This is a genomic window from Herbaspirillum rhizosphaerae, from assembly GCF_001189965.1.
GTDB classification, from domain to species: Bacteria; Pseudomonadota; Gammaproteobacteria; order Burkholderiales; family Burkholderiaceae_D; genus Herbaspirillum; species Herbaspirillum rhizosphaerae.
The window spans coordinates 159,060-175,565 of record NZ_LFLU01000001.1; the positions used below are offsets into that span (position 1 = coordinate 159,060).

The following is a 16,506-nucleotide window of genomic DNA, read 5'->3' on the forward strand; positions in this document are numbered from 1 at the left end:
GTCTTGTTTTGGTTGAAGGTTGCGTGATTACTTCGCGTTCTTGTCTTTTTCCAGCAGCGGCAGCGACACCGCGTTGCTGGTCGCCAGCAGGCCGGTGCTTTGGTAAATCGCCAGCTTCTGACGGGTGTCGGTGATGTCCAGGTTGCGCATGGTCAGCTGGCCGATACGGTCTTGCGGCGAGAACGCGCCTTCGCCCTTTTCCATGGTCAGGCGTTCAGGCTGATAGGTCAGGTTGGCCGACTCGGTGTTCAGGATCGAGTAGTCGTTGCCGCGACGCAGCTCGATCGTGACTTCGCCGGTGATGGCGCGCGCCACCCAGCGTTGCGCCGATTCGCGCAGCATGATGGCTTGCGAATCGAACCAGCGGCCCTGGTACAGCAGGCGGCCCAGCTTGCGGCCGTTGTCGCGGTATTGCTCGATGGTGTCTTCGTTGTGGATGCCGGTGATCAGGCGCTCGTAAGCGATGAACAGCAGCGCCAGGCCCGGGGCTTCGTAGATGCCGCGGCTCTTGGCTTCGATGATGCGGTTTTCGATCTGGTCGCTCATGCCGAGGCCGTGACGGCCGCCGATGCGGTTGGCTTCCATGATCAGGTCGGTCATGTTGTCGAAGGTCTTGCCGTTCAAGGCGACCGGACGGCCTTCTTCAAAGCGTACCGTGACTTCTTCGCGTTTGACTTCGACCTCGTCGCGCCAGAACGCCACACCCATGATCGGTTGCACGATCTTGATGCCGCTGTTGAGGAATTCCAGGTCCTTCGCTTCGTGCGTCGCGCCGAGCATGTTGGAATCGGTCGAGTAGGCTTTTTCCACCGACATCTTGTAGTCGAAGCCGGACTTGATCATGAACTCGGACATTTCCTTGCGGCCGCCCAGTTCGTCGATGAAGGTGTTGTCCAGCCAGGGTTTGTAGATGCGCAGGTTGGGGTTGACCAGCAGGCCGTAGCGGTAGAAACGCTCGATGTCGTTGCCCTTGAAGGTGCTGCCGTCGCCCCAGATGTCGACATTGTCTTCGCGCATGGCGGCCACCAGCATGGTGCCGGTCACGGCGCGGCCCAGCGGCGTGGTGTTGAAGTAAGTGACGCCGGCGGTCGAGATGTGGAAAGCGCCGCTTTGCAGCGCGGCGATGCCTTCGTTGGCCAGTTGTTCGCGGCAGTCGATCAGGCGCGCCAGTTCCGCGCCGTATTGCATGGCCTTCTTCGGAATGGCGTCGTAATCCGGCTCGTCCGGTTGGCCCAGATTGGCGGTGTAGGCGTAAGGAATGGCGCCTTTCTGGCGCATCCAGGTCAGCGCAGCGCTGGTATCGAGGCCGCCGGAGAAGGCGATGCCGACTTTTTCGTTGACCGGAACGGATTGCAGGATGTTGGACATGATAGTTCTGACTAGGTTGTTGTAACTGAAGGAGGTAAGGTGGGCACTCAGACTTTGCCGAGGACCAGATATTCGAGCAAGGCTTTTTGCACATGCAGGCGGTTTTCCGCTTCTTCCCAGACGACCGATTGCGGACCGTCGATGACTTCCGCAGAAACTTCCTCGCCGCGGTGCGCCGGCAGGCAGTGCATGAACAGTGCATCTTTGCGTGCACGCGACATCTTGGCCTGATCGACGATCCAGCCGTCGAAGGCTTTCAGGCGCGCAGCGTTTTCGTCTTCGTAGCCCATGCTGGTCCAGACGTCGGTCGTGACCAGATCGGCATCCTGGCAGGCATCTGCCGGATTGGCGAAGAAGGTGTAGCGCTGATTGCCGGGGCTGACCTGTTTCATGTCGATGTCGTAGCCCTTGGGCGTCGAGACATTGACGTGGAAACCGAATACTTCAGCCGCCTGCAGCCACGAATACAGCATGTTGTTGGCGTCGCCTATCCATGCCACGACCTTGTCTTTGATCGAACCGCGATGCTCGATGTAAGTGAACACATCGGCCAGGACCTGGCAGGGATGCTGTTCGTTGGTCAGGCCGTTGATGACCGGCACGCGCGAGTAGGCGGCGAAACGGTCGATGATTTCCTGGCCGAAAGTACGGATCATGATGACGTCGCACATGCGCGACATCACTTGCGCCGCGTCTTCGATCGGCTCGCCGCGGCCGAGCTGGCTGTCGCGGGTGTTGAGATAGATCGCCGCGCCGCCGAGCTGGTGCATGCCGGCCTCGAAGGACAAGCGGGTGCGGGTCGAATTTTTCTCGAAAACCATGACCAGTGTGCGGTCGGCCAGCGAGTGATGCGGCTCGTAATTCTTGAATTTGCGTTTAATCACACGCGACCGTTCGATCACGTACTCATACTCATCAAGCGTAAAGTCGGAAAACTGCAGGTAGTGTTTGATTGCCATAAATAAAAACGGCGGCCAGTGGCGCCTGCCGCCGATTGTTGTAACTGCTTCAATTATAAGGGATTTGGGCTAAAAAGATACCCAAAAGCAGGTATAAGCCGGTACGCGAGGCAGGCCATGTCGGGCGTGGCGGCCGGGGCGCGCTCAGGGGCTTGCGTTGCGGGCAAGGGAGAGGTGCAGGGCTTCAGAACGCCGGGCATCGGCGTGCTCGGATCGCGGTTTCGTCGCATAAAGGTAAAAATTGTCATTTTGGCATGTTTGAAATCAATTTCAGTCAACACTTTCACCTTCTCGACAGGATGATAGGCATTCGACGATTTTTGTGAGGTTTGCAACGAATTGAGAATTATTCTCATTGCAAATCGTTAGACTGCGCTTCTTTCCAAGATCAGTCGAGTGATTTACATGCCATTCTTTTCTTCCCGCCGTCGCACCTGTGCCGTCGCCTCACGCGGTGTGCGTCTGCGCCCACTGGCTGTCGCCATCTGTTCCATCGCATCCTCGCTTGATTATGCCTGTGCCGCCGAGACATCCGAGAGCGAAGCCGCCAGCCTGCCCGCCGTTGAAATTCGCAGCAAGCGCAGCTATTACGATCCGCGTCCGGCATCGGTGAGCACGGCGACCAGGACCGACAGCGATCCGCGCGACGTGCCGCAGACCGTCAATAGCATCGCCGTCGAAGAGGTCGCGTCTTACGGCGGGCGCACGCTGGCCGATGCCTTGAGCGGCGTTCCCGGGATTTCAAATACCTCGGACACGCGTTTCGATTCGTTTCGCATCCGCGGCTTTTCCAGTGCTGGAGACTTGTTCCTCGATGGCGTGCGCGACGATGCGCAATATGTGCGCAGCCTCGGCAATATCGAGCGAGTGGAAGTGCTGAAGGGGCCGGCCGCCGTGCTATATGGCCGGGGCAGCGGCGGCGGCGTCATCAATCGCATCAGCAAGCAGCCGGGACACGATGTGCAAAACAGCGTGCAGGTCACGGCCGGCAGCTACGGCCGCCTCGGCGCATCCGCCGACCTCAATCAGGTGTTGTCCGACGAATGGGCGATGCGCGTCAATGCCGGCCGTGAACGTGCCGACAGTTTCCGCAACGGCGTCAACAGCACGCGGCAATACATCGCGCCGGCGATCAAATGGGATAACCATCGCACCAGCTGGCTGCTGCAGACGGAGTACAACGAGTTCGAACGCGTTCCCGATCGCGGCATGCCGGCAGGGCGTCGCGTCAACGGCAGCTACACTCTGCCGCCGGCCGCGTCGTCCACGACTTACGGCGCGTTGGGGCGCGACTACCTCAAGGACAGCAGCACCAATTTCCGCTCGACGCTGGAGCACAAGTTCGATAATCAGTGGAAGATTCGCAATGTGCTCAGCCTGCTGGAACTGGACAGCCGTTTCGACAATACCTTCGCCGGCGGCCTGACCGGACCCGGCAACAGCCGGGTCACGCGCAGCCGCTTCGTGCAGGATCTGAAGCAGCGTAATCTGCAGGCCAATCTGGAACTGGACGGCAAGCTCATGACGGGCGCGCTGGAACATCAGCTCCTGTTCGGTGCCGATTACACGAACGAAAATCGTCATCCGCGGCTGTGGCGTGCCAACGCCAGTACGGTATCGCTGCTGGCGCCGGACACCACACCGGATCGTGGTCCGGCACCGACCGTGTTCTCGAACAGCGTACACAAAGCCAGCGGCTACGCGCTGTATGCGCAAGACCAGATGCGTCTGTCGCCGCAGTGGCAAGTGCTGGCAGGTGTGCGCTGGGACAGGTTCGCCGCCGATTCGCTCAGCCAGGTCAACAACAGCCGCGCCCAACGCACCACGTCGGCAGTGAGCCCGCGGCTGGGCGTGGTGTGGTCGCCGCTGAAGGACCACAGCTTCTACGCTTCCTACAGCAAGAACTTCATTCCGTCAGGCGGCGTCGACACCGTCGGCCTCGATCCGGGAAGCACCAGCAACGTCAATGCGCTGGATCCGCAGTTCAGCAGGCAGCTTGAAGCCGGCGTCAAGAGCGACTGGTTCGACAAAAGAATCAGTTCCACGCTGGCGGTATTCCAGCTCGATCTGTACAACCGCCGCACCCAGGTGGCGTCCAGTCCCGATCTGTTTGTGCTGACCGGCCTGGAGCGCAATCGCGGCATCGAGCTGAGCGTCAACGGTCAACTGGCGACCGACTGGTTCATCCGCAGCGGTTTCAGCGTGCAGAACGCGCGCATCCTGGAGTCGAAGTCGTGCCGCATGTGCGGCGCCAACGTCCAGGGCAAACGCTCGGCGGGCGTATCGAGCGCCAACGGCAGCCTCTTCATCAGCTACGCGCCGGCGCAGGGCTTCTTTGCGGAGTCCGGGCTGGTGTACGAAGGGGCGCGCTATGTCGACGTCAACAATCTGCTGGATCTGCCGGCCTACACGCGCTGGGATGCCAGGCTCGGCTATCGTTTCCGCAAAGCGGAGGTAACTTTTGCCGTGACCAATCTGACGGGAAAAAATTATTACGTCACCTCGACAGGTCTGGCCCAGATCATGCCCGGTTCGCCGCGTAGCGCCTTGCTCAGTGCGGCGTACAAGTTCTGATTGGTCAGTGCGCCAACGTAAAAAAGCCGCTCTTGCAGAGCGGCTTTTTCATGGCGAACGTGGACGCATCAATATAGTTTTTGCGACGACTCATGCAGCAACTGCACATACAGCTGATGCCGCATCGTCGCTATCTCGCCGGTCTCGACAGCCGCCAGCACAGCGCAGCCGGGCTCGGTCAGGTGGTGGCAATTGTAGAACCTGCATTTGCCGAGATGCGGCGCGAATTCGCGGAAGGCGCGTTCCAGCATGCCCTCGCTCAACTGATACAGGCCGAATTCCTGAAAGCCCGGCGAGTCGATGATCGCCGTGTCGTCCGCCATGACATACAGGCGCGTGAACGTGGTGGTGTGCTTGCCGGTGTCGAGCGCGGCCGAGATTTCGCGCACGGCGATGTCGGCGTCCGGCACGATCAGGTTGATGATGGATGACTTGCCCATGCCGGACTGGCCGATCAGAATCGTGGTCTGGCCTTGCAACAAGGGCATGAAGGTGGCGCACGTCGCGTCGGGTTGCGCCTGGGCGGAGACTTCATGCACCGGATAGCCGAGCTTGCGGTACACCTCGAGGCGCTGGCGCGTGCGCGGCAAGGCGGCTTCGATGTCGGTTTTGTTGAGAATGATGTGGGCGTCGACGCCGGCCGATTCCGCCGCCACCAGCGCGCGCGAAATCAGGTCGTCGGTGAAGCCGGGTTCCGTCGCCACCACGATGAACAGTTGCGTGACGTTGGCGGCCAGCAGTTTGGATTTGTATTGGTCCGAGCGATACAGCAAGGTCTTGCGCTCGGCGATGGATTCGATGACGGCCTGGTTGAGCGAAGTGCGTTTGAGGTTGACCTTGTCGCCGACCGCGACGTCGCTCTTCTTGCCGCGGGTGACGCATTGCAGTTTCTCTTCGCCGACTTGCGCCAGATAGTGGCGGCCGTGCGCGGCGATGACGGTTCCGATTTCCGTAGCGTTCTTTTGTGCAGTCACGGTCATGCTTAGGAAAACGTCTGGTGGAACACGGCATCCACCTTGGCGGCGCAGATGAAATCATTGATCGACAGACCGCCGCGTCCTTCATTGACGCTGTGCGTATCGAACTTCACCACGCAGCGGTTGTAGGTCACAACCAGTTCAGGATGATGGTCTTCGGCGTGGATCACATAGGCGATGGCGTTCACGAACGCCAGGGTCTCGTGGTAATCCTCGAAGGCAAACGTCTTGCCCAGCTTGCCTTGTTCCAGCGCCCAGCCCGGCACCAGCGGCAGCGCTTGCTGCACGTCGGCATCGCTCAGCGCGGCGACCTGATGTTGGCTCTTTTGCGTGAGCAGCGATTGTGTGGTCAGTGTCATGATGGTTTCCTTTGTGCCTTAGTGCGCCGGGCTCAGCCTGGCGTGCAGTTTGCCGATGCGCAGCGACGCCGGCGGGTGCGAATCGTAGAACGCTGAATGCAGTGGATCCGGCGTCAGCGTCGAGGCATTGTCTTCATACAGCTTGACCAGCGCCGACACGAGATCTTGCGCATTGGTGTGCTGAGCGGCGAAAGCGTCGGCCTCGAATTCATGCTTGCGCGACGACAGCGACGACAGCGGCGACAGCAGGAAGGTGAAAATCGGCAAGGCCAGCATGAACAGAATCAGCGCCATCGCATCGTTGCTGCCGAACAGCATGGGATCGACGCCGAGGCCGGTATAGAACCACGCCTGTTGCTTGAGGTAACCCAGCAAGGCGAGGAACACCAGCGAGATGGCAAACATGACGGTAATGCGCTTGACGATGTGCTTGAGCTTGAAATGGCCCAGCTCGTGCGCCAGCACGGCTTCGATTTCATGCGGCGCCAGGCGCGCCAGCAGGGTGTCGAAGAAGACGATGCGCTTGCCCGCGCCGAAGCCGGAAAAATAGGCGTTGCCGTGTGCGCTGCGTTTGGAGCCGTCCATCACGAACAAGCCCTTGGACGCAAAGCCGACGCGCTGCATCAGCCCCTCGATGCGCGCGCGCAGGCTGTCGTCGTCGAGCGGCGTGAACTTGTTGAACAGCGGCGCGATGACGGTCGGGTAGAGCACCAGCATCAGCAGCTGGAAACCGCTCCACACCAGCCATGCATAGAACCACCATAGCGAGCCGGACTTGTCCATCAGCGTCAGGATCACCCACAGCAGCGGCAGGCCGATGACCGCGCCGATCAGCGAGTTCTTGACGGTGTCGGCGAAGAACAGGCCGCGCGTCATCTTGTTGAAACCGAAGCGCGCTTCCAGCACGAACTGGCGGTAGTAATCGAAAGGCAGATCGATCAGGCCGGAAATCAGCGCAAACGCCACGATCAGTCCCAATTGATACAGCATGTCAGGACCGCCGAACCATCCCAGCAGCAGGCTAGACAGCAATTGCAGGCCGCCCAGCAGGGTAAAGCCGACCAGCACGGCCGAGTTGACGACCAGCGTCAGCAGGCCGAATTTGGTGCGGGCGACGGTATAGTCGGCTGCTTTCTGATGCGCCGCCAGCGGGATTTTTTCGGCGAACTCGGCCGGCACCGCGCTGCGGTGAGCCAGTACGTGGCGGATATGGCGCGAGCTGAGCCAGAACCGGACGAGCAGGGTCAACAGCAGAAAACCAACAAACAAAACCGAAAACGTGAGTGAATACATTCTTTCCCTGTGCGAAAATGACGGTCAGCAAAAACCGCTCAAAAAATTCGATGAAAATGGCTGACCGGCCAGAACGAGCGGCCGACTCAAGCAGCAATACAGAAGCAATCAGGCAGCAAATCAAGCGCCGAATCAAGCAGAACCTGCAGAAAGAACAATTATGTCACAAGCCACCGATGCCAACGTTGCCAACGCAGGCGCACCCAGCGATACGATCCCGGCCCGGCCGAACGAGTTCAACCTGATCTGGGTGGACATGGAAATGACCGGCCTCGATCCGGACAACGATCGCATCATCGAAGTTGCCGTGGTGGTAACAGATGCCCAGCTCAACGTGATTGGCGAAGGCCCGGTGTTCGCGATCCATCAGCCCGACGAAATCCTCGACGGCATGGATGCCTGGAACAAGGGCACCCACGGCCGCTCCGGCCTGATCGAGCGCGTCAAGGCCTCGACCGTCACCGAAGAAGAAGCCTCGGCGGCGCTGATCGCCTTCCTCAAGCCCTTCGTGCCGGCCGGCAAGTCGCCGATGTGCGGCAACTCGATTTGCCAGGACCGTCGCTTCATGGCGCGCGGCATGCCGAAGCTGGAAGCTTTCTTCCACTACCGCAACCTCGACGTTTCCACGCTCAAGGAGCTGTGCCGCCGCTGGAAGCCGGAACTGGCAAGCGGCTTCAAGAAACATCAGAAGCACACCGCGCTGGCCGACATCATCGAGTCCATCGAAGAACTGAAGTACTACCGCGAGCATTTCATCAAGGAATAATCCCCCGATGAGCATGCCGACGACGGGGTTGCGGTCGAGGGTCTTGCCTTGATCCAGGATCCGCTGTTCTATGCAGCGGCGATCCCTGCAGTGCTGATCGTCGGCATTTCCAAGTCCGGCATGGGCGGCGGCTCGCTCGGCATTCTTTCCATTCCCATCCTGTCGCTGGTGACTTCGCCTGCAGTCGGCGCGGCCATCATGCTGCCCTTGCTGATCGCCATGGACATCATGGGATTGATCACTTTTCGCGGCAAGGGAGATCTGCGCAATCTGCGCATCCTGATCCCGGCGGCCCTGGCCGGCATCACGGTCGGCGCGTTGACCTTCCGCTTTACTTCCGACGCCATGCTGCGCGGCCTGATCGGCGTCTTGTCCATCAGCTTCGTCGTGCAGCGCGTCATGGGGTTGGGCAGCGCCGCTGTCCCGACGCAGCCCAGCATTGCCAAAGGCTCGCTGTGGGGCGCCATGTCCGGCTTCACCAGTTTCATCGCCAACGCCGGCGGACCGCCGTTCGTGATCTATCTTGCGCCTCAGCAACTCGACAAGTTGATGTTCGTCGGCACCTCGGTGATTTTCTTTTCGGTGATCAATGCGGTAAAGGTCGTGCCCTTCATCGCGCTCGGCCTGTTCGACGCGCGCAACCTGAGCACCTCGCTGGCCTTGCTGCCGCTGGCGCCGGTCGGTTACTGGCTGGGGTTGAAGATGCTGATGAAGGTGAACCAGGCGCTGTTCTATCAGATTACGGTCGCCGCACTGTTTGTCGCGGGCTGCAAATTGCTGTGGGATGCAGCCGGGACTTATCTGTTCTAAGCCCGGCCGGATGTGCGCTTACGCCTTGTCGGCGCCGCAGCACTTCTTGTACTTCTTGCCGCTGCCGCATGGGCAGTCGTCATTGCGGCCGGCCTTGGGGCCGTCGCGGCGCACGGTTTCCACTGCGGACTTGCGATGCGGCAGCCAGTATTTATAGATGTGCGGAATCGCCGATTCCACTTCCACCGCCAGCTTGTGCGTCTTGACCGGATCTTCGATCAGCGGGATTTCTTCTTCTTCCAGTTCGTCTGAACCCAGCAGGTAAATCGGGCGCATCAGCTCGGCCAGGTTGGAGTGGAAAATCGGATCCCATTCCTTGGCGCGCAGCTGGATGCCTTCCCAGAAGCCGCCGGCCCAGGCTTCGCCGTCGAGCAGGCTCTTGCCTTCATGCTCGCGCTCGCAGAACAGCGGTTCGTATTCCTTGGGCGCCACTTCCAGCGTGATGGCGATCTCGTTCATCGAACGCGCGATCAGGCCGGTGATGCGTTCGGCTTCCTTGGGATTCTTGAACTTGGGCGTGTCTTCCGGCTGGCTGCCCCAGACGCGCGGCAGCCATTCAGCCATGAGGACTTCCTGCGGCCCGATCACCAGCGCGGTGAGGAAGCCGTGCAGCGTGTCCATGGTCATGGCGTCGTCGGCGCAACGGTCGGATAACAGGAAATCGTCGAGTTCGTCGAACTCTTCGTCGGAGAGGGGCTGGTCAAGTTGCATGGTGTGCGTCCGTGTTGCGAATAAAACCGCAGTTTAATTGCAATCGGCGGCGGAGGCGAGGATTACCGCAGCCAGCGCCGGGCACGTACAATACGGCCATGACCGATTCCACCACCGTATTCAACTTCGCCGGGCTGTCGCCGGACACCGTGCTCGATGCACTCGACAGCGTCGGCCTGTATGGCGACGGTCGCCTGCTGGCGCTCAACAGTTACGAAAATCGCGTCTACCAGGTCGGCATGGAAGAGGGGCCGCCGCTGGTGGCGAAGTTCTATCGCCCGCAACGCTGGAGCGATGCAGCGATTCTCGAAGAACATGCCTTCGTCAATGAACTGGTCGAGCAGGAAATCCCGGTCGTTCCCGCCATGCAACTGGCCAACGGCCGCAGCCTGCAGGAATTCCAGGGCTTTCGTTTCGCCGCCTTTACCCGTCACGGCGGCCGCGCACCCGAACTCGACAACCCCGACACGCTGGAATGGCTGGGCCGCTTCATCGGCCGCATCCATGCGGTCGGCATGCAACGTCCCTTCGAACATCGTCCGGCGCTGAACATCGCCACCTTTGGCGAAGAGCCGCGCGACTATCTGCTGGCCAACGATTTCATTCCGATGGATGTGCTGACGTCCTACAAGACCACGGTCGATCATGCGCTGGACGGCGTGCGCCGCTGCTTCGACCGCGCCGGCGACATCAGGCAGTTGCGCCTGCATGGCGACTGCCATGTCGGCAATGTGTTGTGGACCGACGCCGGACCGCATTTCGTCGACTTCGACGACAGCCGCAGCGGGCCGGCGATCCAGGATCTGTGGATGCTGCTGTCGGGCGAGCGCGGCGAGATGGTGCGCCAGCTGTCCGATCTGCTGGCCGGTTATGAAAGCTTCTGCGAATTTGATCAACGCGAGTTGTACCTGATCGAAGCCTTGCGCACCTTGCGCCTGATTCACTATTCCGCATGGCTGGCGCGGCGCTGGGAAGACCCGGCGTTTCCGCAGGCTTTCCCGTGGTTCAATACGCAACGCTACTGGCAGGACAGGATTCTGGAATTGCGCGAGCAGATCGCGCTGATGGATGAACCGCCTTTATGGCCTTTATAATTTTTGACGAATGAGCAAGTGAGGAAGCAATGAGCGTACAACGCTGCGCCTGGGTCAATCTCGACAATCCGCGCTACGTGACTTACCACGATGAAGAATGGGGTGTGCCTTGCCACGACGAGACGCGCCTGTTTGAAATGCTCAACCTGGAAGGCGCACAAGCCGGCCTGAGCTGGGAGACCGTGCTCAACAAGCGCGAAACCTATCGCGCCGCCTTCGATCAGTGGAATCCGGAAAAAATCGCGCGCTACACCGACGCCAAGGTCGCCAAGCTGCTGGCCGATCCGGGCATCGTCCGCAATCGCCTGAAGGTAGCGGCGACCATCACCAATGCGCAAAGCTATCTGCGCCTGCGCGATGAAGTCGGCGGCCTGGATCCCTTCCTGTGGGCGTATGTCGACGGCAAACCGATCCGCAACAAGTGGAAGAATCTGAGCGACGCGCCGGCCAAGACGGCGCTGTCGGACCAGGTGTCGAAAGACCTCCTCAAGCGCGGCTTCAAGTTCGTCGGCTCGACCATTGTTTACGCCTACCTGCAAGGCATCGGCGTCATTGATGACCACGTCGTCGGTTGCCATTGCCACGGCCGCAAACACAAGCTGCCCAAGTAACACTGCTAATACCGCCGTATCGGCACGCAATGAAAAAAGCCCGCGCTCAATGCAGAGCGCGGGCTTTTTTGTCGCCGTGCTAAGTGCTTACACGTCCAGCTGCGAAACGAACTTGGTGTTGACGTAAGCTTCGATCGCCTCGGTGCCGCCCTCGGAACCGTAGCCGCTGTCCTTGATGCCGCCGAACGGGACTTCCGGCAAGGCCAGGCCCAGGTGGTTGATGGTGATCATGCCGCTTTCGACGCGGCTCGACAGGGCGTGCTTGGTCTGCGCCGACTTGGCGTAAGCATAGGCAGCCAGGCCGAACGGCAGGCGGTTGGCTTCGGCGATCACTTCATCCAGGGTCTCAAAGGAATTGATCAATGCCAGCGGGCCGAACGGTTCTTCGTTCATGGCGCGCGCCGACAACGGCACGTTGGTCAGCACGGTCGGCTCGAAGAAGTAACCCTTGTCGCCCACGCGCTTGCCGCCGAAACGCAGTTGCGCGCCTTGTTCCACCGCGTCGCTGATCAGTGCCTCCAGCGCCGGGATGCGGCGCTTGTTGGCGACCGGGCCCATGGTGGTGCCGGCAGCCATGCCGTCGCCGACCTTGAGCTGGCTGGCCGCGGTGATGAACTTGTCGACGAAGGCGTCGAACACTTTCTTTTGCACCAGGAAGCGTGTCGGCGAGACGCAGACCTGGCCGGCGTTGCGGAACTTGGCCATCGCCAGTTGCTTGGCGGCGGCATCGATATCGGCGTCGTCGAACACGATGGCCGGTGCGTGACCGCCCAGTTCCATCGTGGCGCGTTTCATGTGGGTGCCGGCCAGTGCGGCCAGTTGCTTGCCGACCGGGGTCGAGCCGGTGAAGGAGATCTTCTTGATGATCGGATGCGGGATCAGGTATTCGGAGATTTCCGACGGCACGCCGTAGACCAGGTTGACCACGCCTTCAGGAATGCCGGCATCGGCAAACGCACGGATCAGTTCGGCAGGCGAGGCCGGTGTTTCTTCCGGCGCCTTGACGATGATGGAGCAGCCGGCAGCCAGCGCCGCGGACAGCTTGCGCACGACCTGGTTGAGCGGGAAATTCCATGGCGTGAATGCGGCGACGGGGCCGACCGGTTCCTTGATCACCATCTGATACGCATTCGGCACGCGGGCCGGCACCAGACGGCCGTAGGTGCGGCGCGCTTCCTCGGCGAACCAGTCGATGGTGTCGGCGGCGCCCAGGGTTTCGGCCTTGGCTTCTGCCAGCGGTTTGCCTTGTTCCAGCGTCATCAGTTGCGCCACTTCATCGGCGCGTTCGCGCAGGATGTTGGCGGCCTTGCGCATGATCTTGGAGCGCTCGAACGCGGAAATATTGCGCCAGGTGTCGAAACCCTTTTGCGCGGACGCCAGCGCGGCGTCGAGGTCTTGCTTGTTGGCGTGGGCGATGTGGCCGATGACTTCTTCGGTGGCAGGATTGACGACCGGAATGGTGCGGTCGGAGACACTGGCAGTCCAGCGACCGTTGATGAAGAGTTGAACGTCTTTGTACATGATGAGTATCTCTTTGCGAATCAGATGGATGAAAGGATGCGAAGCAGAATTTTTGAAATCACATCCGGCGGAAGGGCTTGCGGAAGCGACTGGCGTATGCCGTGAGCTAGTTATACCACGGCTGGCAATTTGCGTCATGGCCCCGGAAAAAATCCCGGTGCCATCGGCGCGATTCAAGGCAATCCGGGACGACATGGCTTCGCCATGTCGTCCTGAGCAATCGCAGACGCCGGATCAGTCGAGGTCGCTGTAGTCGACGCTGTCGCGCAATGGCGTCTTGCTCGACGCGGCGCGCACGTATTGCGGCGGCCATGCGACATTTTCCTTGAGCGCATCGGCGGCGCGCAGCGGCCAGTAAGGATCGCGCAGCAGTTCGCGCGCCAGCAGCACGAGGTCGGCTTGCCCGGTGCGCAACACGTGCTCGGCCTGGATCGCGTCGGTGATCATGCCGACCGTGCCGGTGGCGATCCCGGCTTCGCTCTTTACCCGTGCGGCAAAGGCGGTCTGATAGCCGGGGCCGGTCGGGATTGTCGCCGTGGCAATGTTGCCGCCGCTGGAGACATCCACCAGATCGACGCCGAGATCGCGCAGCATGCGCGAGACGGCAACCGTCTCGTCGGCATCCCAGCCGCCCTCGGTCCAGTCGGTCGCCGACAGGCGCACGAACAGCGGCAGTTCCGCCGGCCAGACCTTGCGTACGGCGGTGACGGCTTCCAGCAGGAAGCGCGCGCGGTTTTCCAGCGAGCCGCCGTATTGGTCGGTGCGCTGATTGCTTAGCGGCGAGAGGAATTCATGCAGCAGGTAGCCGTGTGCGGCGTGCACCTCGACGACCTTGAAGCCGGCCTTGAAGGCGCGTTGCGCCGCGTCGGCAAAGGCTTGCACGCGTTGTGCGATGGCTTCCACGCTCAATTCCACCGGCGCCTTGAAGGTGGCGTCGAAAGGAATGGCCGACGGGCCGACGGTGTCCCAGCCGCCTTCTGCGGCAGGCACGGTGCCGGCCTTGCCGGCCCAGGGACGCCAGGCGCTGGCTTTGCGGCCGGCGTGCGCCAGCTGGATGCCGGCGAAGGAGCCTTGCGCTTCCACGAAGCGGGTAATGCGGCGCAGCGGCTCGATGTGCTCGTCTTTCCAGATGCCGACGTCTTCCGGCGTGATGCGGCCTTCGGCCAGAATGCCGGCAGCTTCCACGATCACCAGACCGGCGCCGCCGACGGCGCGGCTGCCCAGATGCACCAGATGCCAGTCGTTGACGAAACCGTCCTGCGCCGAGTACTGGCACATAGGCGAAACGGCAATGCGGTTCGGCAGGGTCAGTTCGCGCAACTTCAGCGGGGAGAATAATTTGCTGCTCATCGGAAGCTCCTGTTTGTCTGCGGCGCGCATGAGACAAGGCGCGCTTGCACGTGGGAAAGCGGTTGTTCGGTGAAACCGGAAGTCTATTTTATTTTCTGGAATCGCGTTTGAGACCGCCGGATTCCTGATCCGGCTTCACTCAATCGGTGTTGAACTGCAGCGCAGCCAGGCTGGCATACAGACCGTTTTGCGCAATCAGCGAAGCATGCGTTCCGGTCTCGACGATGCGGCCATGCTCCAGCACGATGATACGGTCGGCGCGCTGGACGGTCGCCAGGCGGTGCGCAATGACCAGCGTGGTGCGGCCGATCATGGCGGCTTCCAGTGCGGACTGCACCAGGCGTTCGGATTCGGCGTCGAGGGCGCTGGTGGCTTCGTCGAGCAACAGCAGCGGCGGATTCTTCAACAGCGCGCGCGCAATCGCGATGCGCTGGCGTTGGCCGCCGGACAGACGTACGCCGCGTTCGCCGAGGAAGGATTGATAGCCTTGCGGCAGGCGCTCGATGAACTCGTGCGCTGCCGCCATCTTCGCCGCGGCAATCACTTCCTCATCGCTGGCGTCGGCGCGGCCGAAGCGGATGTTCTCCAATGCATTCTCGGAAAAGATGATGGTGTCCTGCGGCACGATGCCGATGGCGCCGCGCAGGGTTTGCAGGGACAGGAATTTGATGTCGACGCCATCCAGTTTGATCGCGCCTTGCTGCGGGTCGTAGAAACGCAGCAGCAACTGGAACAGCGTGGTCTTGCCGGCTCCGGACGGACCGACAATGGCGATGGTCTCACCCGGTTTGATGTCTACCGACAGATGCATCAGCGCGCTGCTGTCTGGCCGCGACGGATAGTGGAACAGCACATCTTCCAGTTGCAGCGCGGCGCCGTTGGCGGTGCGCGGCGGCAAGGTTTCGGGCAGCAACACCGATTGCACCGGCGACTTGGCCGTCAGCAGATCGAGCAGGCGTTCGGTGGCGCCGGCGGCGCGTTGCGTGTCGCCCAGCACTTCCGACAAGGCGCCGATGGAACCGGCCACCAGCGAGGCATAAAGAATGAACTGGCCGAGCTGGCCGCCGCTCATACTGCCCTGGACCACGGCATGCGCGCCCAGCCACAGCACGAAGACGATCGCGCCGAACACCAGCAGGATCGCCATCATCGTCAGCACCGAGCGCGCACGGATACGCTGCATGGCGGTGTGAAAAGCGCGCTCTACCGAGGTGCCGAAACGTTTGGCTTCGATCTCTTCATGCGTGAACGCCTGCACCGTCGGCATGGCGTTGAGAATCTCGCCGGCCAGCGCAGAGGCATCGGCGACGCGGTCCTGCGATTCGCGCGAGAGCTTGCGCACGCGGCGGCCGTAAAACACGATAGGCAGCACCACGGCCGCCAGCATCACGATGATGATGGACGACAGCTTGACGCTGGTGATGAACAGCATGACCATGCCGCCCGCGAACAGCAATCCATTGCGCAGCGCCATCGAGATGCTGGTGCCGACCAAGGTCTGGATCAGCGTGGTGTCGGTGGTCAGGCGCGACAGCACTTCACCGGTCTTGGTGGTTTCAAAAAATTGCGGGCTTTGCGTGACCACGTGGGCATAGACGGCGCTGCGCAGATCCGCCGTCACGCGTTCGCCCAGCCACGACACCATGTAGAACCGGGCTGCCGTCGCCACGCCGAGGATGCAGGCCACACCGAACAGGGCAAGGAAATACAGATCGATATGCAGCGTGCTTGCAGCGGCGTCGGCGCCACCGATGCCGCTCTTGCCGAAGCCGAGGTCGATCATTTGCCGGAACGCATACGGAATCGCCAGCGTGGCCGCCGCAGCGACGATCAGCGCCAGACCGGCCAGCAGGAATTGACGCTTGTAAGGTTGCAGGAAGGGGAGCAGGCCGATCAGGGTTTTGATGCTGCCTTTGGCTGGTTCAGGTTTGATGCTAGATGACATGTTGGCAAGATTTGTGATGTTGGTAAGGCAACTTATAGGCTGAATGTCAGAATTTTTATGGTGCTGTGAACCACATTGGCGATTGCAAGTCGATAGAATGTATAAGTATATGCATTCATCATCTATTCAATCTGATAACAGATTGACCTCTTGAAATGCGCCAAGTGC

15 protein-coding genes are annotated in these 16,506 nt (G+C 61.0%); 5 read left to right on the forward strand and 10 right to left on the reverse strand.

The window, feature by feature from the left end; translation table 11 throughout:
* Nucleotides 1–27: 27 nt before the first annotated feature.
* From argG to AKL25_RS24030, 3 genes are read right to left on the reverse strand one after another with little or no spacing between them, the layout of a single operon-like run.
* Nucleotides 28–1,368, reverse strand: coding sequence for an argininosuccinate synthase (gene argG, locus AKL25_RS00695; protein WP_050475732.1), 1,341 nt, complete (start codon nt 1,366–1,368; stop codon nt 28–30).
* Nucleotides 1,369–1,415: 47 nt separating this feature from the next.
* A complete protein-coding gene (gene argF / locus AKL25_RS00700; RefSeq protein ID WP_050475733.1) occupies nt 1,416–2,327 on the reverse strand; it encodes an ornithine carbamoyltransferase in 912 nt (303 codons plus the stop codon).
* Between the two features lie 53 nt (nt 2,328–2,380).
* Nucleotides 2,381–2,683, reverse strand: coding sequence for a hypothetical protein (locus AKL25_RS24030; protein WP_157050407.1), 303 nt, complete (start codon nt 2,681–2,683; stop codon nt 2,381–2,383).
* 49 nt (nt 2,684–2,732) lie between these two features.
* Between AKL25_RS24030 and AKL25_RS00705 the strand changes: the two genes are divergently transcribed.
* Complete coding sequence (locus AKL25_RS00705; protein WP_050476089.1) at nt 2,733–4,901, forward strand: TonB-dependent receptor; 2,169 nt, start codon at nt 2,733–2,735, stop codon at nt 4,899–4,901.
* A gap of 68 nt (nt 4,902–4,969) precedes the next feature.
* Here the strand turns inward: AKL25_RS00705 and rsgA are convergent, their stop codons facing one another.
* From rsgA to AKL25_RS00720, 3 genes are read right to left on the reverse strand one after another with little or no spacing between them, the layout of a single operon-like run.
* The gene (gene rsgA, locus AKL25_RS00710; RefSeq protein ID WP_050475734.1) at nt 4,970–5,881 is read right to left on the reverse strand and encodes a ribosome small subunit-dependent GTPase A; all 912 of its coding nucleotides are present in this window, start codon (nt 5,879–5,881) and stop codon (nt 4,970–4,972) included.
* A 2-nt stretch (nt 5,882–5,883) separates the two neighbouring features.
* A complete protein-coding gene (locus AKL25_RS00715; RefSeq protein WP_050475735.1) occupies nt 5,884–6,237 on the reverse strand; it encodes a 4a-hydroxytetrahydrobiopterin dehydratase in 354 nt (117 codons plus the stop codon).
* Nucleotides 6,238–6,255: 18 nt separating this feature from the next.
* Entirely contained in the window at nt 6,256–7,530 is a 1,275-nt protein-coding gene (locus tag AKL25_RS00720; RefSeq protein ID WP_050475736.1) for a M48 family metallopeptidase, read from the reverse strand.
* Nucleotides 7,531–7,690: 160 nt separating this feature from the next.
* Here AKL25_RS00720 and orn point away from each other — a divergent pair, with 160 nt between their 5' ends.
* The gene (gene orn, locus AKL25_RS00725) at nt 7,691–8,296 is read left to right on the forward strand and encodes an oligoribonuclease (protein WP_050475737.1); all 606 of its coding nucleotides are present in this window, start codon (nt 7,691–7,693) and stop codon (nt 8,294–8,296) included.
* Between the two features lie 48 nt (nt 8,297–8,344).
* A complete protein-coding gene (locus AKL25_RS00730; protein ID WP_050475738.1) occupies nt 8,345–9,106 on the forward strand; it encodes a sulfite exporter TauE/SafE family protein in 762 nt (253 codons plus the stop codon).
* Between the two features lie 18 nt (nt 9,107–9,124).
* Here AKL25_RS00730 and AKL25_RS00735 read toward each other — a convergent pair whose 3' ends face one another.
* Nucleotides 9,125–9,817, reverse strand: a complete 693-nt coding sequence (locus AKL25_RS00735) for a UPF0149 family protein (RefSeq protein WP_050475739.1) — start codon at nt 9,815–9,817, stop codon at nt 9,125–9,127.
* Nucleotides 9,818–9,915: 98 nt separating this feature from the next.
* Here AKL25_RS00735 and AKL25_RS00740 point away from each other — a divergent pair, with 98 nt between their 5' ends.
* Complete coding sequence (locus tag AKL25_RS00740) at nt 9,916–10,911, forward strand: serine/threonine protein kinase (RefSeq protein ID WP_050475740.1); 996 nt, start codon at nt 9,916–9,918, stop codon at nt 10,909–10,911.
* A gap of 29 nt (nt 10,912–10,940) precedes the next feature.
* Nucleotides 10,941–11,522, forward strand: a complete 582-nt coding sequence (locus AKL25_RS00745) for a DNA-3-methyladenine glycosylase I (protein ID WP_050475741.1) — start codon at nt 10,941–10,943, stop codon at nt 11,520–11,522.
* Nucleotides 11,523–11,609: 87 nt separating this feature from the next.
* Here AKL25_RS00745 and AKL25_RS00750 read toward each other — a convergent pair whose 3' ends face one another.
* The 3 genes from AKL25_RS00750 to AKL25_RS00760 all read right to left on the reverse strand — a co-directional run bounded on the left by AKL25_RS00750 (nt 11,610) and on the right by AKL25_RS00760 (nt 16,338).
* A complete protein-coding gene (locus AKL25_RS00750) occupies nt 11,610–13,043 on the reverse strand; it encodes an NAD-dependent succinate-semialdehyde dehydrogenase (RefSeq protein ID WP_050475742.1) in 1,434 nt (477 codons plus the stop codon).
* 234 nt (nt 13,044–13,277) lie between these two features.
* Nucleotides 13,278–14,393, reverse strand: coding sequence for an NADH:flavin oxidoreductase/NADH oxidase (locus tag AKL25_RS00755; RefSeq protein ID WP_050475743.1), 1,116 nt, complete (start codon nt 14,391–14,393; stop codon nt 13,278–13,280).
* A 139-nt stretch (nt 14,394–14,532) separates the two neighbouring features.
* Nucleotides 14,533–16,338, reverse strand: a complete 1,806-nt coding sequence (locus tag AKL25_RS00760; RefSeq protein WP_157050409.1) for an ABC transporter transmembrane domain-containing protein — start codon at nt 16,336–16,338, stop codon at nt 14,533–14,535.
* Nucleotides 16,339–16,506 lie beyond the last annotated feature (168 nt).